16 protein-coding genes are annotated in these 20728 nt (G+C 55.9%); 8 read left to right on the top strand and 8 right to left on the bottom strand.

What is annotated here, in order from left to right; all coding sequences use genetic code 11:
- Positions 1-164 precede the first annotated feature (164 nt).
- Together ACOTX3_RS07590 and gap are read left to right on the top strand one after the other, a co-directional pair.
- Positions 165-1145, top strand: coding sequence for a GlxA family transcriptional regulator (locus tag ACOTX3_RS07590; RefSeq protein ID WP_127869005.1), 981 nt, complete (start codon positions 165-167; stop codon positions 1143-1145).
- Between the two features lie 78 nt (positions 1146-1223).
- A complete protein-coding gene (gap, locus tag ACOTX3_RS07585) occupies positions 1224-2234 on the top strand; it encodes a type I glyceraldehyde-3-phosphate dehydrogenase (RefSeq protein ID WP_020690860.1) in 1011 nt (336 codons plus the stop codon).
- Between the two features lie 41 nt (positions 2235-2275).
- Here gap and ACOTX3_RS07580 read toward each other — a convergent pair whose 3' ends face one another.
- Positions 2276-3463 (bottom strand): MFS transporter, encoded by a 1188-nt coding sequence (locus ACOTX3_RS07580; protein WP_013096167.1) that lies wholly within the window; start codon positions 3461-3463, stop codon positions 2276-2278.
- 115 nt (positions 3464-3578) lie between these two features.
- Between ACOTX3_RS07580 and ACOTX3_RS07575 the strand changes: the two genes are divergently transcribed.
- Positions 3579-4535, top strand: coding sequence for an AraC family transcriptional regulator (locus tag ACOTX3_RS07575; protein ID WP_013096166.1), 957 nt, complete (start codon positions 3579-3581; stop codon positions 4533-4535).
- A 13-nt stretch (positions 4536-4548) separates the two neighbouring features.
- Here ACOTX3_RS07575 and ACOTX3_RS07570 read toward each other — a convergent pair whose 3' ends face one another.
- Together ACOTX3_RS07570 and ACOTX3_RS07565 are read right to left on the bottom strand one after the other, a co-directional pair.
- Complete coding sequence (locus ACOTX3_RS07570; protein ID WP_127869006.1) at positions 4549-5928, bottom strand: carbohydrate porin; 1380 nt, start codon at positions 5926-5928, stop codon at positions 4549-4551.
- Positions 5929-6022: 94 nt separating this feature from the next.
- Positions 6023-7381: a glycoside-pentoside-hexuronide (GPH):cation symporter gene (locus ACOTX3_RS07565; protein WP_127869007.1), complete on the bottom strand. Its 1359-nt coding sequence runs from the start codon at positions 7379-7381 to the stop codon at positions 6023-6025.
- Positions 7382-7746: 365 nt separating this feature from the next.
- Between ACOTX3_RS07565 and ACOTX3_RS07560 the strand changes: the two genes are divergently transcribed.
- Entirely contained in the window at positions 7747-9432 is a 1686-nt protein-coding gene (locus tag ACOTX3_RS07560) for an alpha,alpha-trehalase (protein ID WP_127869008.1), read from the top strand.
- 67 nt (positions 9433-9499) lie between these two features.
- On the opposite strand, the gene ACOTX3_RS07555 is transcribed toward ACOTX3_RS07560, so the two are convergent.
- Positions 9500-11602 (bottom strand): TonB-dependent siderophore receptor, encoded by a 2103-nt coding sequence (locus ACOTX3_RS07555; RefSeq protein WP_058678602.1) that lies wholly within the window; start codon positions 11600-11602, stop codon positions 9500-9502.
- Positions 11603-11715: 113 nt separating this feature from the next.
- Positions 11716-11970, bottom strand: coding sequence for a GlsB/YeaQ/YmgE family stress response membrane protein (locus ACOTX3_RS07550; protein WP_013096161.1), 255 nt, complete (start codon positions 11968-11970; stop codon positions 11716-11718).
- A 206-nt stretch (positions 11971-12176) separates the two neighbouring features.
- On the opposite strand from ACOTX3_RS07550, the gene ycgR reads away from it, so the two are divergent.
- On the top strand, positions 12177-12908 hold the full coding sequence (gene ycgR, locus ACOTX3_RS07545) for a flagellar brake protein YcgR (protein ID WP_023621730.1): 732 nt from the start codon (positions 12177-12179) through the stop codon (positions 12906-12908).
- A gap of 38 nt (positions 12909-12946) precedes the next feature.
- Here the strand turns inward: ycgR and emtA are convergent, their stop codons facing one another.
- Entirely contained in the window at positions 12947-13558 is a 612-nt protein-coding gene (emtA, locus tag ACOTX3_RS07540; RefSeq protein ID WP_023621731.1) for a membrane-bound lytic murein transglycosylase EmtA, read from the bottom strand.
- A 96-nt stretch (positions 13559-13654) separates the two neighbouring features.
- Here emtA and ldcA point away from each other — a divergent pair, with 96 nt between their 5' ends.
- The gene (gene ldcA / locus ACOTX3_RS07535; protein WP_020690850.1) at positions 13655-14569 is read left to right on the top strand and encodes a muramoyltetrapeptide carboxypeptidase; all 915 of its coding nucleotides are present in this window, start codon (positions 13655-13657) and stop codon (positions 14567-14569) included.
- A gap of 97 nt (positions 14570-14666) precedes the next feature.
- Positions 14667-16400 (top strand): potassium/proton antiporter, encoded by a 1734-nt coding sequence (locus tag ACOTX3_RS07530; RefSeq protein WP_013096157.1) that lies wholly within the window; start codon positions 14667-14669, stop codon positions 16398-16400.
- Positions 16401-16447: 47 nt separating this feature from the next.
- On the opposite strand, the gene dadX is transcribed toward ACOTX3_RS07530, so the two are convergent.
- Positions 16448-17518: a catabolic alanine racemase DadX gene (gene dadX, locus ACOTX3_RS07525; RefSeq protein ID WP_013096156.1), complete on the bottom strand. Its 1071-nt coding sequence runs from the start codon at positions 17516-17518 to the stop codon at positions 16448-16450.
- A 9-nt stretch (positions 17519-17527) separates the two neighbouring features.
- A complete protein-coding gene (locus ACOTX3_RS07520; protein WP_014832348.1) occupies positions 17528-18826 on the bottom strand; it encodes a D-amino acid dehydrogenase in 1299 nt (432 codons plus the stop codon).
- 320 nt (positions 18827-19146) lie between these two features.
- Here ACOTX3_RS07520 and ACOTX3_RS07515 point away from each other — a divergent pair, with 320 nt between their 5' ends.
- Positions 19147-20679, top strand: a complete 1533-nt coding sequence (locus tag ACOTX3_RS07515) for a SpoVR family protein (RefSeq protein ID WP_013096153.1) — start codon at positions 19147-19149, stop codon at positions 20677-20679.
- Positions 20680-20728 lie beyond the last annotated feature (49 nt).

Below are 20728 nucleotides of genomic sequence, written 5' to 3'. Positions count from 1 at the left end.
TCCTTCAGAGCCGTTTCGCCAGAGATAATATGCTGACGATCCGGGATAACGCCTGAAATAACAAAGAACTTAAATCACTTTGCTTTGCCAGAAAGGCGCGTAGCGCCCGTTAACTCCCTTGCCCTCCGCTTGACTTATTTTGCAATAAAGGTACTTTTCAGGACATGAAGAAGATCCTGATTATTGTTCCTGACGGCGGCATGTTGTTTGAAGCCGCCGGCATCGCCGACATTCTGATGCAAGCCAACCGCCTGCATCCGGGAGGCCTTGCGCAGCCCTGCTATCGCATCATCATCGCCACGACCCAGCCGCACCAGGTGATCCACGGCCAGTCCGGTCTCAATCTGCTGGCAGATTATCGCCTGCCGGAGCTGGATCCCCGTGAGCCGCTTGATACCATCATCATTACCGGGCGCGGCATGAACGAGCAGGAGAGCACCGCCGTGGTGGACTGGCTGCATCTTGCAGCCCCCCATGCGCGGCGGATCGCCTCCATTTGCGGTGGCGCAATGCTGCTGGCCCAGACCGGTTTGCTTGACGGCCGTCGGGCAACCACCCACTGGCGGCTGCTGGAAACCATGCAAGCGCAGTACCCCACCATCCGTGTTGAGGGGGGGCCGCTCTATATTCAGGATGGCCCTGTCTGGACCTCCGGTGGCGTGAGTTCCGGCTTTGATCTGACCCTGGCGCTGGTGGAAGACGATTATGGCTTCAGCCTCGCGCGCGACGTGGCGCAGGATATGGTGATGTATCTGCGCCGCCCGGGAGGACAGCTACAGTTCAGCCGCTATAACCTGTCGCAGTCCGGCTCCTCCGGCCCCATCAGCGAGCTGCAAACCTGGATGCTGCAAAACCTGACGGCCGATCTGTGCGTCGAAAAGCTGGCGGAAAAAGTAGCCATGAGCCCGCGCAATTTCACCCGGGTATTCACCCGCGACACGGGGGCGTCTCCGGCACGCTATGTGACCGAAGCGCGCCTTGCCGCAGCCCGACAGTTGCTTGAACAGACCGACGATCCGCTGTCCGTTATCGCCGAGAAAAGCGGATTTGGCACCAGCATCAACCTGCGTCGCGTATTTGAAAAACAGCTCCACCTCACACCCGGTGAATACCGTCAGCGTTTTCACTGCCGCAAAATGGCGTAATGTGATCCTTTTTTGTCGTTTACGCCATCCGGCCTGAAGCCTACAGTGACTCCAGACAACAGAGATAAGGAGTGCATTATGGTTAAGGTCGGCATTAACGGTTTCGGCCGTATCGGACGTAATTTTCTGCGCGCAGCGCTGGGCAATCCGGACCTGCAGATTGTGGCGATTAACGATCTGACGGACAGCAAAACCCTCGCCCATTTGCTTAAGCATGATTCCCTGCTCGGCACGCTACCGGCACCCGTTGAAGCGGCGGACGGCGCGCTGCAGGTTGACGGCCAGCGCATTACCGTCTTTAGCGAACGCGATCCAGCGAATATTCCCTGGCGGGATGCGGGCGTTGACGTGGTGATTGAAGCGACCGGTTTCTTCACCGAGCGCGAAAAAGCGCTGGTGCATATCACCCACGGCGGGGCGAAGCGCGTCATCATCTCCGCGCCGGGTAAAAATGACGATCTGACGGTGGTGATGGGCGTTAACCACGAGCAGTACGATCCGGCTAAGCACGTGGTAGTGAGCAACGGGAGTTGCACCACGAACGGCCTGGCCCCGGCTGCTCAGGTCCTGCATCAGCAGTTTGGTATTGAGCATGGCCTGATGAACACCACGCACGCTTATACCAACAGCCAGGCGCTGCACGACCAGCCGGAAAAAGATCTGCGCGGCGCACGTGCAGCAGCCCTGTCGATTGTGCCGTACTCCAGCGGTGCCGCGAAGGCACTGGGGAAAGTCATCCCGTCTCTGGACGGCAAGCTGACCGGCTATTCCCTGCGCGTACCGGTTCCGGTGGTCTCGATTGTGGACTTAACGGTGACGCTGAGCCGTGACGTTACGGCCGAAGAGGTGAACGATGCGTTCCGCAAAGCCGCGGCCAGCGGGCCACTGAAAGGCATTCTGGGATACAGCGATGAACCGCTGGTCTCCAGCGATTATCAGGGCGACCCGCGCTCTTCAATTATTGACGGTCTCTCCACCCTGGTAATTGGTGGTCGGATGGTGAAGATCCTGGCGTGGTATGACAACGAGTGGGGCTTCTCTAACCGCCTGGTGGATCTGGCGGTGCTGATGGATAAGAAAGGGTTGTAAGGTTTAAGCCGGGTGGCGCTTGCGCTTACCCGGCTAATAATTCACTCCGCCTTAACCTTCACGCCCATCAACACAATCACCATCGCCGTTACCAGCAGGAAACCGCTTCCGGCAAAGACGCCGCTGGCGCCGTTGAGGTCAAATACCGCCCCGCCCACGGCCGCACCGGCGCTGATTGCCAGCTGGATAGAGGCCACCAGCAAACCACCTGCGCTTTCGGCTTCATCTGGCACCGTCGTGGCAAGCCAGGTTGACCAGCCCACCGGAACCAGACCAAACGCAAAGCCCCACATCGCCACCAGCAATCCATCCAGTATCGCCAGATGACCAAACGCCACCATGGTGAGTGCCAGCACGCCCATGGCGAACGGTACCAGCGCCAGCGTCAGGCGCAGATTACGCGCCAGCAGATGTCCGGCTACGGAGGTACCGATAAAGTTGGCAATCCCAAAGCCCAGCAGAATCAGCGAGATGCTCTCCACGCTTGCCTGCCCCACCGTTTCAAGGAACGGACGCAGATAGGTGAAGAAGGCAAAATGACCGCTGAAGATCAGAATGGTCGCCAGCATTCCACCGATCATTCCCGGACGACGCAGCACGCGGAACAGTGTGCCCAGGCTGCCGCTGCTCTCCGGCTTCATTGACGGCAGTACCCAGAGCTGCCACAGCAACGCCAGCATGCTCGGCAGAATGCAGAGGATAAAGACGTTACGCCAGCCAATCAGGCTGCCAAGATAGCTGCCCAGCGGGGCCGCGACCACCGTGGCGATCGACACACTGGAGAAGATCACCGCCAGCGCTTTCGGCACTTTATCGGCAGGCACCAGACGCATCGCCGTGGCGGTCGACATCGCCCAGAATCCCCCGATGGCAATCCCTAACAGCAGGCGTCCCATCAGCAGTACGTGCAGCGTGGGTGCAAAAGCCACCAGCAGGCTGGAGACGATTTGCAGCACCGAGAAAAACATCAGTACCCAGCGACGGTCGATACTTTTAGTCGCCGGGGTGATCAGCAATCCGGTGACCAGCGCGACCAGCGCGGTGGCGGTCACTGCCTGCCCAGCCATCCCCTCCGTTACGCCCAGGCTTGCGGCCATGGGCGTTAACAAACTGGCGGGCAGGAACTCCGCCGTGATCAAACCAAACACCCCCAGCCCCAGTGAATAGACGGCCCGCCAGGCGGGTTTTGCAGGCACAACAGCCTCTCTCGCCGCGACACATGAACTCATCTGTTGATCTCCCGTTATGAAAATGTGACAACTGTCGCAAAAGGATAGAGTGTTCACCCTGGACGATCTATGACATATAATCTCCACTTATTGATTATTCGTCCGGAGTTTTGCCATGACCGCTCAGTCCCCCGATCTGATTAGCGAGCTGTTGCGCGGAATGCGCCTGTCGGGCGTGAAATACCGCCGCATTGAAGCCAGCGCGCCTTTCGGCGTGGCGTTCCACCAGGCGCCGGGCAAAGCACAGTTTCATTTTGTCAGCCGCGGCAGCGCCCTGCTGCGTATGGAGAGTGGCGCAACGTTCACCTTAAGCGGCGGCGATGCCCTTTTTATTCCGAACGGTAATGCGCACGCCCTGCTGTCTGACGAGAAAGCAACCATCACGCCGGTTAGCGCGTTTCCCAGCGAGCCTATCTGCGGCTCGGTCTGCGCCATCACCTGCGAACCCTGCCCGGACAGCGAGAACACCGTGATTTTCAGCGGATGCATGGACTTTGAACTGGGCGGAATGCAGCCGCTAATTAAAGCGATGCCGGAGGTGATGATGGTGAGCCGGTTGATGTCCACCTGGCCGGAGATCCACCCGCTGCTGGCGGCGATGGAACGCGAATCCATGACGCGTCAGGCCGGATTCGCCGGGATCCTCGCGCGGCTGGCGGACGTGGTGGCGGCGCTAATCGTGCGGGGCTGGGTTGAAGGAGGCTGCGGAAAAGCCACCGGCTGGGTGCAGGTACTGCGTGACCCGCGTCTGAGCCGGGCCATTTACGCCATGCACCAGCAGCCGGGTCTGAACTGGAGCGTGGCGGATCTGGCAAAAGAGGCTGGCACCTCCCGCTCGGTGTTTGCGGAACGTTTTCTCGCCGCGACGGGCACCACCCCGGCGAAATACCTCAGCGAATTGAGGATGCGCCTGGCCATTCAGTACATTCGCCATGAAAATCAGCCTATTGAAACGGTCGCGCTGCGCCTGGGGTACGGATCCCTTGCGGCGTTTAGCCGGGCGTTCAAGCGAATAATCGGCCATGCGCCGGGCACGCTGCGGGAGACCAGCCAGACCCCGGAAGAGGCCTGACTGGCGCAGGACATCAGAAGTAGTATTTGAAGCGCACGCGCCCGCCATAGCGATCGTCGTTACGGTCATCGCCGTCATTCGGATGTGCTTCAACCCAGGAGGCATACGCGCCAAGATAGATATTGAAATTCTTCATCTTCATGACGTTCGGGATCAGGTACGACGCATGAATGGTGTGAATATCATAATCACCGGGATCGGTCACCCAGCAGTCGCCATCACAATCCGCATTAAAGTTGGCGGTGTTGAAATTATCGATCTGGTTATGCGCGTAGATATAGCCCAGCTCAACATTGCGCCATAAGGCATTCACGCCCGCGGTGAAATCCGTCTCGTCGGTAGCATCCATGTAGGCGGTATTCAGGTTCGCCACGATACCGTCATCCGGATCGGTTTTTTGCCCGTTCCAGGTCATGGTAAAGCCATAGCCGGTGCGGTCAGACTGGTCGACCCATCTTCCGGACGCATCGTGGTAGCCGTAGGCATTGTTGACGAGGTTGCTCTCCATCGCGATGGCGGTCGAGAAGTTTCCTTCCTGCCAGGCAATCACCGGACGGACGTAGGCGACGTTTTTATCGTTATCCAGGTCCATGCCATGATACTGCTGGTCAACAAACAGCGAGCTGCCGTCTTCCAGCAGCGTGTTAACCTCGAGATACCAGTTGCCCAGGATTTTACTCATCAGGAAGTTACCGCCGCTGTCGCTACGCCCCCGCCCCTCTTTCATCATATAGATATAGCCGTAACCATCGCCGTAGAGATCGTTAGCGGTGTTGCCGGAATATTCAACGAAGGTATCCTGGTTAAGCGGGAACATGTCATAGGCTTCAAAGCGACCAACTTTTACCTTCCAGTCGTTTTCCGTGCCAAAGAAGAAGACCGCGTCATCCAGGTTCATTTTGCCCGTCAAGTCCGCCAGCGGCTGTACGGAGAAACCGGCAAAATTGCCGTTTTCCATTCGCTTATAGCCGTCAAACCCCAGCAGCAAACGCCCGTTAATATCCCAGCGTTCATGGTTACCGGGTGCCCAGTCTTTATTGGCTGTCGTTTTCATGGACGTTAAACTGCCGGTCTTGCTGGCCGCATCCATATTAAATTCAACGTCACCATAAAATTTAATATCACCGTAGCCGGATAACGTAAGCTTAGGTGCCGTTTGCGCTGTCGCAGGCTCTGTGGATTCAACCACCACAGGATTTGCAGTTACCACGGGATGCTGCTGTTGCTCAAGAACCTGAATTTGTGCTTCTGCCTTTGCTGCCCTTGTTTCGGCCTTTTCGAGGCGCGCCTCCAGTTGCGCCAGTTTATCTTCCAGACGTTGGGTATCATTTGCTGCCATTGCTGCGGTAGAACAAAACGCACTGACGAGCAGTGCAATATTTTTCACTTTCATCGACTCCATCCTCGTGAGTTAATCATTATTTCCTGACGGACACAGAGAACCTCACCGATAATTCAAATGAATTATCGGCTTACTGCTTCAACTATTAAGAGTTAGCGAATTCGCCTTTGTTTAAATCACTCACCACGCCATTCATGACGTTTTCAGTTAATTTATAAAATTTGATCGAGAATGCGGTGAGTAAATAAAAGAGTGATGGGATTAACGTGAACAATAAAATAACGCCCTGAATGGCGGATTCTGACTGTACGGTACTGTTCGACTGGTAATTAAACCAGGCCAGCACCCACCCCAGAATGGCACCACCGACGGCGACACCCAACTTAATCACGAAAATATTGGCCGCAACATTCATACCTGTAATACGACGTTGGGTTTTCCATTCACCGTAATTATTTGCATCAGTGATCATTGACCACTGCAACGCGCCGTTACCGCCTTGGACAATCTGAATGAACACATGGGCAATCAGTGGAATGACCCAGAACTCCAGCGGCAGCCAGAAGCAGGCCACGCCTAACGCAGCGTTGAGAATATTGATCCAGAACGAGAGTTTAACCTTGCAAAAACGGGTCCCGAACGGCTGCGCCAGAACCGAACCAAACATCGAGGCCAGCATCCCACCCAACATAAAGAACGAGATGACGTCAGCCCCCTTGTTGAGAACAGTGTTCACGTAATAGACCACTGCACCACCGCGGATCACCACCGCCACCAGCATCATAAAGTTGTAGATCGAGAGAATGCGCCACTGATCGTTACGAAAGAGGATTTTAACGTCCCGGGCGATGTTCAGATTCTCCTCTTTGATCGGCTGGACGCGCTCTTTGGTGGTGACAAAACAAATGATAAACATCACGCAGCCGATTGCGCCAAAAAGCGCCATCGCCACCTGGATGCCGGTCGCCCTGTCGCCGGGGTAGAGATAGTCCGCCAGGGGCAGAATCAACGCGGTGCCGAGCGCCCCGCCAATTGGCGTAATGGCAAAGCGCCAGGACTGCAACGAGAGGTTTTCACGCGGATCGGACGTCAGCGCCGCCCCCAGAGAACAATACGGGATATTTATGGCGGTATACATCAGGGTCATAAATATATACGCGCCAACGGCATAATAAATTTTCCCGGTTTCAGAAAAATCAGGTATGGAATATACCAGCACGCAACTCACCGCAAAAGGAACGCATATCGCCAGCAGCCAGGGACGAAAACGTCCCCAGCGAGTGGATGTTGCATCGGCAATCGCTCCCATAACGGGGTCGGTAATGGCATCTAATAAGCGGACCAAAAGAAACATGGTTCCCATTACGGCCGGGGGTAAGCCATAAATATCCGTGTAGTAATACGCCAGAATGGCGACCGAGGAGTCAAAAACAATATGACTCGCGGCATCTCCAAGGCTGTAGCCTATTTTTTCCCGGACCGGAATTTTTTCACTCACTGACATCACGTTACTCCTTATTGATGAAACCGGTTTCTGCTTTGGCAATAATTTCGCCTGAGCGCAACGAGGCGATCCATTATGTTTTTTCACCATGAAGTTATGTTTTTTGCTTTATGTGATCGGGATAATTAAAAGAAAGCCTTTATCCGGAAAATTATGCGTAACGGATCGCAATTTATTTTCTCGCCTACAGCCATTCACAATATCAATATTTCAGCCGCGCCACCGGGGCATTAAACGCAACGGTAAATTGTCTGGATTTGTGCAAAGTGCGATGTTCGACACGCGAAGCGCGGAATATTCGACTAAGGTTTTCTGGTGAATGATTACAGCGTGACCGCTGCTCAGCGAAATAAGGAGAAGCACCGATGATAACACCTCAAAAGCTGCGCCCTCGCCTCTTACCTCTGGTTCTGGGCAGTGCGCTGCTCGCGGTTGCCGCGACAGGCAACGCGGAAGAGATGAACTCTGGCCAGACAAATTCACCGGATATCTTGCTCGGCCCTCTTTTCAACGATGTCCAGAGCGCCAAACTCTTCCCCGATCAAAAAACCTTTGCCGATGCCGTACCGAAAAGCGATCCCCTGACGATCCTGGCCGACTACCGCATGCAGCGTCGTCAGTCCGGGTTTGATTTACGCCATTTTGTTGATATGAACTTCACGCTTCCCGCGGAAGGGGAAAAATATGTTCCTCCTGCGGGGCAGAGCCTGCGTGAGCATATTGACGGGCTGTGGCCTGTGCTGACGCGTACCACTGATAAAGCCAGTAACAAATGGGATTCACTCCTGCCCTTACCGAAATCCTACGTCGTGCCGGGCGGGCGTTTCCGCGAGGTCTACTACTGGGACAGCTATTTCACCATGTTAGGGCTGGCGGAAAGCGGCCACTGGGACAAAATCAGCGATATGGTGGACAACTTTGCCTACGAGCTGGATACATGGGGGCACATTCCGAACGGCAACCGCAGTTACTATCTGAGCCGCTCCCAGCCGCCATTTTTCTCGCTGATGGTGGAACTGCTGGCCACGCACGACAGCGAGGCGCTGAAGAAATACCGTCCGCAGATGGAAAAGGAGTACGCCTACTGGATGGAGGGCGCAGATGCGCTGCAGGCCGGAGAGGCCAACAAACGCGTGGTGAAGCTGGAGGATGGCTCGCTGCTTAACCGCTACTGGGATGACCGCGACACACCGCGTCCGGAGTCGTGGCTTGACGATATCACCACCGCCAAAAGCAACCCTAACCGCCCGGCAACCGAAATCTACCGCGATTTGCGCTCTGCGGCGGCCTCAGGCTGGGACTTCAGCTCCCGCTGGATGGACGATCCGCAAAAGCTGGGCACCATCCGCACCACCAGTATTGTGCCGGTGGATCTGAACGCCCTGATGTTCAAGATGGAAAAACTGCTCGCCCGGGCAAGCCAGGAGAGCGGCGATGCCGCCAGCGCGAGCAAATATGAAGCCCTGGCCACGGCGCGCCAGAAGGCGATGGAGAAGTATCTGTGGAACGATAAAGAGGGATGGTATGCGGATTACGACCTGAAGAGTAAGAAGGTGCGTAATCAGCTCACGGCTGCAGCCCTCTTCCCGCTGTATGTGAAGGCCGCGGCACAGGATCGCGCGGATAAAGTGGCTGCAGCGACGTCCTCACGTCTGCTGAAACCGGGCGGCATCACCACCACCACCGTAAACAGCGGCCAGCAATGGGATGCCCCCAATGGCTGGGCGCCACTGCAGTGGGTAGCCACGGAAGGGTTGCAGAATTATGGACAGGACAAGGTCGCGATGGATGTCACCTGGCGCTTCCTGAAAAATGTTCAGCATACCTACGATCGCGAGCAGAAACTGGTGGAGAAATATGATGTCTCCTCCACCGGTACGGGCGGTGGCGGCGGTGAGTATCCGCTACAGGATGGATTCGGCTGGAGCAACGGCGTGACGCTGAAGATGCTGGATCTGGTCTGTCCGAAAGAGAAACCGTGTGACAGCGTGCCGCAGAATCCGCCTGCGGCGAATGATGAGGCTGCGCCGGTGAAAAGTACGGCGCAGTAAGCGAACAATGCCGGGTGGCGCTAACGCCTACCCGGCCTGCATTCCCTGCGGGAGAGGGAAACGATAATCAGAAGCTGTAGCTCGCCCCCAACTGATACGTCCGGTCACGCCCAATCCAGCAGTTTGTCGCGTCGTAGCAGGTCAGCGTCTCTTTGTTGGTGATGTTTTGTGCGCTGGCTTTCAGCGTTAATCCCTCCAGCGACGGCAGGATTTCCCCCATACGATAGGAGGCCGCCAGATCGTACTGCATGGTGCCGCCCAGTTTGCCCGCATCGTTGTTCGGTGAAATTTCCATTGGACCGGTGTAGCGCGCCCCTGCCCCCAGCATCAGCCCTCTCAGCGGCGTGTTGTCAAAGGTGTAATCCCCCCACAGGTTGAACGCGTTCTTCGGCACCTGCGTTGGCCGTTTGCCCTGGTATTTGTCATCTTCGGTATTGATCAGATGGGTGTAGGCATAGTTGGCAATCAGGGTCACGTTATCCGCTGGGCGGCTGACGATTGAGAGCTCAGCCCCTTTAGATTCCACTTCTCCGGTCTGGCTGTAATTCAGGAAGCCCGGATCGGAGGTGACGACATTTTTCTGACGGATATTAAATACCGAGGCGGTAAAGGTTGTGGCGTAATCCGCCAGCAGGTATTTGACCCCGCCTTCCACCTGCTTGCTGGTGGTTGGCTTCACATCTTTAGCCGTGAGCGTTCCCTGCGGCGACACCGGGGCAAACCCTTCGGAGTAGCTGATGAACGGTGACAGCCCATTCTCAAACGCGTAAAGCGCGCCCAGGCGTTTGGTCACGCGGTCCTGCGAGACCCACGCCTTGTCGCCATTCTGCATATAATTGGTGGTTACCGAGCGGTAATCGTCATAACGCAGGCTGGCCAGCAGATTTAAACCGCCAAACTCCACCTGATCCTGCAGGTAATAGCCGTTTTGCTGATAGCTCAGACGATTTTTCTGCCCCGTATACAACCCGAGATCGCGTTCATTGATCTGCGAATAGTCAGGATTTCGCATATCGATGCCAGGCGTTGTTGAGGCATAACGGTAGTAGAAGTGAGAGTCCATCTTTTGATAGTCAAACCCGGCCAACAGGTGGTGTTTCCACTCTCCCAGCGCCACGGTTTTGGTTACCTGGTTATCGATGTTGAAGCTCTTCAGATCTTCATCCGTGGTGTAAGCAAACCGGTTAAGCTGGTAGACCGCGCTCCCCGTCCCCGTGGCATAAACGCTGCGCTGGTGGGTGTCGACATCAAAGTACCGTGCTTTCTGGTTAAAGCCCCAGCCACTGTCAAACTCATGTTCAAAGCTGTAGCCCAGCATCCACTGACGCTGTTTGAAACCGCTCCACTCATCCCCGGCATAATCCCGGCGGTCGGCATATTTCGAGCGCAGATAAGCAAGCGGCAACGGGTTGGATGGAGACAGGCTCGGGGAGTTTTGCGCCAGTGCATCAACCGTAAGACGCGTTTTGCTGTCCGGCTCCCAGGTCACGGACGGGGCAACCAGATAATTTTCATAGCGCGTGGTATGGGGCTGATCGTCATTTTCCGTGGCTTTGCCCAGCAGGCGGTAGTTCCAGTCGCTGTCGGCAATTTGTCCGGTCGAGTCGAGATACCCCTCCTTCAGATTGCGATTGCCGGTGTTGAAACCCAACTCGGTATGGGCGGTTTTTTGTGGCTTTTTACCCTGAATATTCACCAGCCCCCCCGGGGAGCCACCGCCGTAGAGCACAGAAGATGGCCCTTTGAGGATATCAACGCTCTCAATCAGCAGCGGATCGATGCGCGCTTTGGTATTTCCGGTGACGTTATACGGCAGTTGCAGTCCGTTGTAGAACTCCTGGTCAACGGAAAAACCACGGATTTTATATTCGCTCATGTAGGTGGTATTGCCACGCAGCTCTGTCGAAACGCCCGGAACATAGCGCAGGATTTCGTTCACGGAGTTGGCATGGCGTTGCGCGATCTGCTGCGCAGAGACGGTATCGATCACCTGCGGCGTTTTACTTTCGGCAACGGCCGATTTGGTTGCGCTGTTTGTCCATGCGGGGAGAACGCTGCCCTGCTCAGAGCCGGTGACAAGAATGGTGGATTCTTCAGCAAATGCCTGTGCCTGTAATGCCAGCGTCACGGCTCCTGCCAACGCGCATACTGCAAAACGTGAGGTGTTCATAATGTCGTCTTGTGATTATATGTAACTAGGAACGACAATTATTATCATTTCGATTAGCAAATCAATATCACGACAAAAAAAACGGCCCTGTCGCGAGAGCCGTTTTGTGTCATCTATGCCCGTCGGAGCAACCTGAATATGCCCAGGACAACAATGGCGCCCACCACAGCCACAAGGAAACTGTGCAGGTCGAATCCACTGATGTCGCCCCCAAAGCCAAACATGGTCGCCAGCCAGCCGCCGACAACCGCACCAACAACCCCAAGAACACAGGTCAATATAAAGCCGCCGCCATCATTTCCCGGCATGATGAGTTTAGCGATAGCCCCGGCAATAAGACCAAAGATGATCCACGCGATAATACCCATAGCGATGCCCTCTTGCAGGTTTAACGCATGCGCAGAAAACCTTCCGCGCAGGTAACGTAAGTATAGGTCATCACGGTAAAACCGATTTCATCTCACCGACTTAACTTCTCTGTACTGCGAAAAAAACTCACCGGTTTGTATTAAGTTTCGTTTCACGCTGCCGATAACGCAGAGACAGTCTGTCATTTATCAAGGAGCCATCCGGCGTGAGTAATTACAGTGAGCAGTTTCTGAAGCAAAATCCGCTGGCTGTATTAGGGGTATTGCGCGACCTGCAAAAAGGCGAGGTGCCGCTGCGCATCAGCTGGTCAAACAATCAATTCATCAGCAAGATCCTGGATGCTTCTGCAGAGAGGCTGGTCATTGACCTGGGCAGCCAGGAGCATGAAAACCGCGCCGCGCTGCGGGCGGAGAAAATCTCGGTGATGGCAGAAACGCACGGCGCAAAAGTGGAGTTTGTCCTGCCGCGCCTGGAGTTGAGCGAATACGGTGGTCTTCCGGCGTTTGTCACCCCGCTGCCGGCCAACCTCTGGTTTGTTCAGCGCCGTGAATATTTTCGTATCAGTGCCCCGCTTCATCCTGCCTATTTTGGTAAGGCCAAAATGCCGGACAAAAAAGAGATCCGCTTTCGCCTTTTTGACCTCTCCCTGGGCGGCATGGGTGCGCTGATGGATACGCCAAAGCCTGACGGACTGGTAGAAGGCATGCGATTTACCCAAATCGAACTGGATATGGGAGGCTGGGGGCGTTTTTACTTTGATGCGCAGTTGATCGCCATCAGCGAGCGTAAGGTGGTCGACAGCAAAAATGAAACGATCGTCACGCCGCGTCTGAGCTTCCGCTTCCTGAACGTCGGGCCGGGCGCAGAGCGTGAACTGCAGCGGATTATCTATTCTCTGGAGCGAGAGGCGCGGGAGCGGGCGAATAAAGTGTTGTGACAGGAGCCGGGCAGCACACAGGACGCCCGACAACGGCATTACATGGCATCCATTGCTTTCTGAACTTTCCAGATATAACGCGGAGCCTGTGGTGCCGGATGATTTTTCACCACGTGTTCAAAGAACTCGTCTTTGTCCATGTCGTTGATCTCTTCTATCGCCTCTTTACGGTCCGATGAGAACGTCCTGAGCAGCGCACCCGCACCGTTCACGTAAGAGACCACCAGCGCATACTGCATCACTTCAGGATCCTCGATTCCCTTCAGCACGCCGTGTTCCAGAATGCTCAAATAGGCCGTGCCCATGGAGATGTTGCGTTCCGGGTTTTTCAGCTCGCTGGTTGACGGCTGACCACGCCAGCCCATATAGCGGTAGACCTCTCTCCCTGCGGTTGAGGCCTTAAGCTGCATCAGCCCCACGGCGTTAGATTTGCTGACAAGCGTTGGGTTACCGCCGGATTCCACGGCAATGATCGCCGTGATCAGTCGCGGGCTGACGCCCCAGGCCTTGCCTGCCTGTTCACTGATCGGCATCCACTGCATGGCCCGTTTTACAGGCACTTCCGGGTTCCATGCCGGGTTTTGATAGTCATGTTTTGAACTACAGCCAGCCAGCAACACAATCAAAAAAGCAAACCATCTCAATTTCACGTCATCTATCCTTATAGCCGGTCATCGCCCTTGAAGCAGGCAACGTATAAGCGGCATGATATAGACAATTAGATTCTCATTCAGCAAGGAATTGCCATGTCTCAGTTTCATCTTATCGCGCCGTCCGGGTACTGCATCAACCAGGAGGCGGCACAGCGGGGCGTTGAGCGCTTACTGGAACTCGGTTACCCGGTAGAAAATCAGACAATTATCCCCCGCCGCCAGCAGCGTTTTGCCGGTACGGAAGCGCAAAGGCTGAATGATATCAACAGCCTGGTGAACCTGCAGGGTGAGAACAATATCGTGCTGGCGGTGCGCGGCGGCTATGGTGCGAGCCGGTTGCTGGAGAGTATTGACTGGCAAGGGCTGGCAAAGCGTCAGCAGCAGGATCCGCTGCTTATCTGCGGCCACAGCGACTTTACCGTAATCCAGCTCGGGCTACTCGCGCTGCATAACGTGGTGACCTTCAGCGGCCCGATGCTGGCCGGTAATTTCGGGGCACCCGAGCTTGATCCATTTACGGTGGAACACTTCTGGCGCGCCCTGAAAAACCCGACCTACAGCGTTGAGTGGCAGGGCAACGGGCCGCACTGGTCGTGTGAAGGACAACTCTGGGGCGGAAATCTGGCAATGCTGGTGTCGCTCATCGGGACGCCATGGCTGCCGCAAATTGACGGCGGCATTCTGGTGCTGGAAGATATCAATGAACATCCGTTCCGCGTCGAGCGCATGTTATTGCAGCTGTATTACGCCGGTATTCTGGAACGTCAATCCGCGGTTATTCTTGGCAGTTTTACCGGTGCCGCGCCGAATGACTATGACGCAGGATACTCGCTGGAAACGATGGTCGATTTCATCCGCTCACGCCTTGATATTCCTGTTATTACCGGGCTGGACTTCGGCCACGAGCAGCAAACCGTCACCCTGGCGTTAGGCGCGCAGGCCACCCTAAAGCATGATGAAACGGGCAGTCGGTTAACGATTGGGGGTCATCCGGTCTTAAAGGCATAAAAAAGCCGTTAATCCCCCTCAATAAACCGCTGTTTCCGTCGTTAATATGTTAGGGTTTTAGTAACAGCATTAACATTGAGGTGGGAGTAAGACAACATTGGATGCCACAGCGATAATCAGTCTTTTCATTCTGGGTTCTGTGCTCGTAACCTGTAGTATTTTATTAAGTTCATTTTCATCGCGTCTCGGCATACCTATTCTTGTTATTTTCCTTGCCATCGGCATGCTGGCGGGTGTCGATGGTATCGGCGGTATTCCTTTCGATAACTACCCTTTCGCTTACATGATCAGTAACCTTGCGCTGGCGGTGATCCTGCTCGACGGCGGGATGCGCACCCAGGCGAGCTCATTTCGCGTGGCGCTGGGGCCCGCCCTGTCGCTGGCGACGGTCGGGGTGTTAATTACCTCCGGTCTGACCGGCATGATGGCGGCGTGGCTGTTCCATCTCGATCTGATGGAAGGTTTACTGATTGGCGCGATTGTCGGCTCAACCGACGCGGCGGCGGTGTTTTCCCTGCTGGGGGGCAAAGGGTTGAACGAACGCGTCGGGTCCACGCTTGAGATTGAATCCGGCAGTAACGATCCGATGGCTGTATTTCTCACCATCACGCTGATAGAGATGATCCAGCAGCATGAAACAGGCTTAAGCTGGATGTTTGTCCTGCATATCCTGCAGCAGTTCGGCCTGGGGATTGCGCTCGGCCTGGCCGGGGGTTACCTGCTTCAGCAGACGATCAACCGGATATCGCTGCCTTCGGGGCTCTACCCGCTGCTTGCCCTGAGCGGCGGCATTCTGATTTTTGCCGTCACCACTGCGCTGAACGGCAGCGGGATCCTCGCGGTTTATCTCTGCGGTTTCCTGCTGGGCAATCGCCCTATTCGCAACCGTCACGCCATTTTGCAGAACTTCGACGGGCTGGCCTGGCTGGCGCAAATCGGGATGTTCCTCGTGCTGGGCCTGCTGGTGACACCGTCAGACCTGCTGCCGATTGCCGTTCCGGCGCTGATTTTATCGGCGTGGATGATCTTCTTCGCACGCCCTCTGTCGGTGTTTGCCGGTCTGCTGCCGTTTCGCGGCTTCAACCTGCGCGAACGGGTCTTTATCAGCTGGGTGGGGCTGCGCGGCGCGGTGCCCATTATCCTGGCTGTCTTCCCGATGATGGCCGGACTGGATAACGCGCGGCTGTTCTTTAACGTCGCCTTCTTCGTGGTGCTGATCTCGCTGCTGTTCCAGGGAACCTCGCTCGGGTGGGCGGCGAAAAAAGCCAAAGTGGTGGTTCCTCCTGTGGGCTGGCCGGTTTCCCGCGTGGGGCTGGATATTCACCCGGAAAACCCGTGGGAACAGTTTGTTTACCAGCTCAGCGCCGATAAATGGTGCGTGGGGGCATCGCTGCGCGATTTGCACATGCCTGCGGAAACGCGAATTGCCGCCCTGTTCCGCGATAATGTCCTGCTGCACCCAACCGGCAGCACCCGGCTACGCGAAGGCGATATTCTGTGTGTGATTGGCCGCGAGCGGGACCTGCCCGCCCTGGGTAAACTGTTCAGCCAGTCGCCTCCGGTGGCGCTGGATCAGCGTTTCTTCGGCGATTTTATTCTGGAAGCCAGCGCCAGGTTTGCGGATGTGGCCCTGATTTATGGGCTCGACGAAGGGGCTGAAGGCGACGATAACCAGCAAACGCTGGGCGAAATCATCCAGCAGCGCCTTGGTGCGGCCCCGGTTGTGGGTGACCAGGTGGAGTTTGCCGGGATGATCTGGACCGTAGCAGAGAAAGAAGATAACGCAGTGCGGAAAGTCGGTTTGCGGCCGATGGAAGAGGACGTGGAGTAGTGGTTTTTTGCCGGGTGGCGCTAACGCTTACCCGGCACACAGACACGTTACACCGTCACAACTGGCACTCTCGGTGCCAGCGCGCACATCAGTTCATACCCTACCGTCCCCGCCGCGGCAGCCACGTCATCAATTTTGACTTCGTTACCCCACAGCTCGACCGGGGAACCAATGCCCGCCTGCGGACATGGCGTGAGGTCAACGGCCAGCATATCCATGGAGACGGTGCCCACCGTTCCCGTACGCACCCCGTCTACCCAGACTGGCGTGCCGCTCGGCGCGATACGCGGGTAGCCGTCAGCATAACCGCCCGCCACAATACCAATCCGTTGCTCGCCCGTCGCCCGGTAACGGCTGCCGTAGCCCACCGTATCGCCGGCCTTCAGCGTCTGTACACCGATGATTTCGCTGCGCAGGGTCATCACCGGCTTAAGGCCGCTGTTGGCGATATCCTGCCACTGGCCTGAGGGAGAGGCGCCATAAAGGACAATGCCCGGGCGTACCCAGTTATAATGCGCCTCAGGATGCCACAGTGTGGCCGCTGAGTTGGAGAGCGAACGTGGGCAATCCAGCCCTTCTGCTGCCTGCTCAATGCGCACCATCGCATCGGCAATACCGTCCGGTTTTTCCGCATCGGCAAAATGCGCCATCAGCGTCATTTCGCCCACGTTCTTCAGGGCGCGCAGCTGTTGCCATACCGTATGGACCCGCTCAGGCTGGAAGCCCAGGCGGTTCATACCGCTATTCACCTTGAGATAAATATCCAGCGGTGCATGCAGTTTTGCATCCTGAATCGCTTTAATTTGCCAGTTGCTGTGAACGCTGGTGGTCAGCCGGTACTTATCCAGCAGCGGCAGATCGTCGGCGTGGAAGAACCCCTCAAGCAACAGAATGGGCCCTTTCCAGCCGCGCTCGCGCAGCAGAATGGCCTCTTCCAGATTCAGTAACGCAAAACCATCGGTGGCGCTGAGCGCACTCCAGATACGATCGATACCGTGGCCGTAGGCATTGGCTTTCACCACCGACCAGACGCGTGAACCTGGCGCCGCCCGGCGAACAATTTGCAGGTTATCCTTCAGGGCCTGCAAATCGAGCTGAGCCAGAACAGGACGGGACATGACAACTCCTTAGTTATGCGCGCCGTGCAGGTGCTGTGGACGCGAAGGGGTAAACCCCGATTGATAGCGTGCGGCACTTAAATCGTCAAACGGAATTGCCGGCGTGCGCCCGGATATCAAATCGCTAAGCAGCTGGCCTGAGCCGCAGGCCATTGTCCAGCCAAGCGTACCGTGGCCGGTATTGGTCCACAGGTTTTTGAACGGCGTACGGCCAACAATTGGCGTGCCGTCTGGCGTCATTGGACGCAGCCCGGTCCAGAAGGTTGCCTGCTCGACAAAGCCGCCACGCGGGAACAGGTCGCCCACCACCATCTCCAGCGTTTCACGGCGCGGCTTCAGCAGCTCGGTGTTAAAGCCGACAATCTCCGCCATCCCGCCAACGCGGATGCGGTTATCAAAGCGGGTAATGGCGATTTTGTAGGTTTCATCCAGAATGGTGGAAACTGGCGCCCCGCTGTCCTCTTTTACCGGAATGGTCAGGGAGTAGCCCTTCAGCGGGTAAACAGGAATGTCGAGAATGCCCTTCAGCATCGCGGTGGAATAGGAGCCAAACGCCATGACGTAGGCATCCGCTTTAATGACTTCATCGCCACACTTCACGCCGTAGATACTGCCGCCTTCTGACAGCAGTTTGTCGACCGCGGTATTAAAGCGGAATTTCACCCCCGCCTGCTCGCACATCTGCGCGAGACGCTGCGTAAACAGCTGGCAGTCGCCGGTTTCATCATTCGGCAAACGCAGGCCGCCCGTCAGCTTGTGCGACACTTCTGCCAGCGCCGGTTCAACCTGCCCAAGCTGGCTGGCTTCGAGCAGTTGATACGGTACGCCCGCATCTTCCAGCACGGCAATATCACGGGTGGCGTTTTCATACTGTTGCGCCGTGCGGAACAGCTGCAGCGTGCCGCCCTGGCGACCTTCGTACTCAATACCGGTGGAGGCGCGCAGTGCTTTCAGGCAGTCACGGCTGTATTCCGCCAGACGCACCATCCGACCTTTGTTTTCCATGTAGTGCCGGGTGTCACAGTTGCGCAGCATCTGCCACATCCACTTCAGCTGGAACTGGGTGCCGTCGAGGCTGATGGCCAGCGGCGCATGGCGCTGGAACATCCACTTAATTGCCTTCAGCGGAACGCCGGGTGCCGCCCACGGCGCGGCATAGCCCGGAGAGATCTGTCCGGCGTTCGCCGCACTGGTTTCCAGCGCAGGCCCTGACTCACGATCGATAACGGTCACGTCATGTCCCGCCTGACTTAAATACCAGGCGCTGGTTACGCCAACGACACCACTTCCCAGTATGACAACACGCATAGCCACTCCATATGTGCAAAAGAACAATCTTCTAATTACAGATTGATAACCTAGTTGAAAATATTATTCAACATACGACTTTTTTATGGTGACTTACCTCACACATCCCCCAGCATCAGGGGATGAGGCGAATTTGGGATCTCCTGCTGCGCGTTATTTTTAACCAGTATAAAATTCTGTGAAGACCGCTTTTTTTGCCGCATCAAAAACGGGAAATCGCAAAGAAAAAATTTCTGCTCCAGCACGCTTTTTAACACGGTGATCTATGCTTATCAGGAGGCTCTCCAGACAGAGAGAGCTCCCACAACGAGGGCGCGCTAATGGCTACTATTGATTCCCTGAATAAGGACAGCACACGTCTGAGCGATGGACCCGACTGGACCTTCGAGTTGCTGGATGTCTATCTCGCCGAAATCGATCGGGTGGCAAAACTGTATCGTCTGGATACTTATCCCCATCAGATTGAAGTCATTACGTCCGAGCAGATGATGGACGCCTACTCCAGCGTCGGGATGCCGATCAATTATCCGCACTGGTCGTTTGGTAAAAAATTCATTGAAACGGAGCGCTTATATAAACACGGCCAGCAGGGGCTGGCGTATGAAATCGTGATCAACTCCAATCCGTGTATCGCCTACCTGATGGAAGAGAACACCATTACCATGCAGGCGCTGGTGATGGCACATGCCTGCTACGGGCATAACTCGTTCTTCAAGAATAACTACCTGTTCCGCAGCTGGACGGATGCCAGCTCGATTGTCGATTACCTGATCTTCGCGCGTAAGTACATTACCGACTGCGAAGAGCGCTACGGCGTGGACGAAGTGGAGAAACTGCTCGACTCCTGTCACGCGCTGATGAACTACGGCGTTGATCGCTACAAACGTCCACAGAAAATCTCCCTTCAGGAGGAGAAAGCGCGGCAGAAAAGCCGCGAAGAGTATCTGCAAAGCCAGGTGAATATGCTGTGGCGCACCCTGCCGAAACGTGAAGAAGAGAAAGCGGTTGCCGAAGCGCGTCGCTACCCGTCTGAGCCGCAGGAAAACCTGCTCTATTTTATGGAGAAAAACGCGCCGCTGCTGGAGCCGTGGCAGCGTGAGATCCTGCGCATTGTGCGTAAGGTCAGCCAGTATTTCTATCCGCAGAAACAGACCCAGGTGATGAACGAAGGCTGGGCCACCTTCTGGCATTACACCATCCTTAACCATCTGTACGATGAGGGGAAAGTCACCGAGCGGTTCATGATGGAGTTCCTGCACAGCCATACAAACGTGGTGTTCCAGCCGCCTTACAACAGCCCGTGGTATAGCGGCATTAACCCGTACGCGCTCGGCTTTGCGATGTTCCAGGACATTAAACGCATCTGCCAGTCGCCAACGGAAGAAGATAAATACTGGTTCCCGGATATCGCCGGCTCTGACTGGCTGGAAACGCTGCATTTCGCGATGCGTGACTTTAAGGATGAGAGCTTCATCAGCCAGTTTATGTCGCCGAAGATCATGCGTGATTTCCGCTTCTTCACCGTGCTGGATGACGACCGCAATAACTACCTGGAGATTTCGGCGATCCATAACGAGGAAGGCTACCGTGAGATCCGCTCTCGCCTCTCATCCCAGTACAACCTGAGCAACCTTGAACCCAACATTCAGGTATGGAACGTGGATTTACGCGGCGATCGCTCCCTGACGCTGCGCTATATTCCGCACAACCGGGCGCCGCTGGATAAAGGACGCAAAGAGGTGCTGAAGCATGTGCATCGCCTGTGGGGCTTTGATGTACTGCTGGAGCAGCAGAATGAAGATGGCAGCGTGGAGCTGCTGGAACGTTGCCCGGCGCGGTTGAATACATTGTAATGGTTTTTGCCGGGTTTTGTAGGCCCGGTAAGCGAAGCGCCACCGGGCG

The sequence above is a fragment of the Enterobacter cloacae complex sp. IR5384 genome (assembly GCF_049237265.1).
In the GTDB taxonomy this organism is placed as follows: Bacteria; Pseudomonadota; Gammaproteobacteria; order Enterobacterales; family Enterobacteriaceae; genus Enterobacter; species Enterobacter cloacae.
This window is presented reverse-complemented; position numbering and strand designations above follow the sequence as displayed.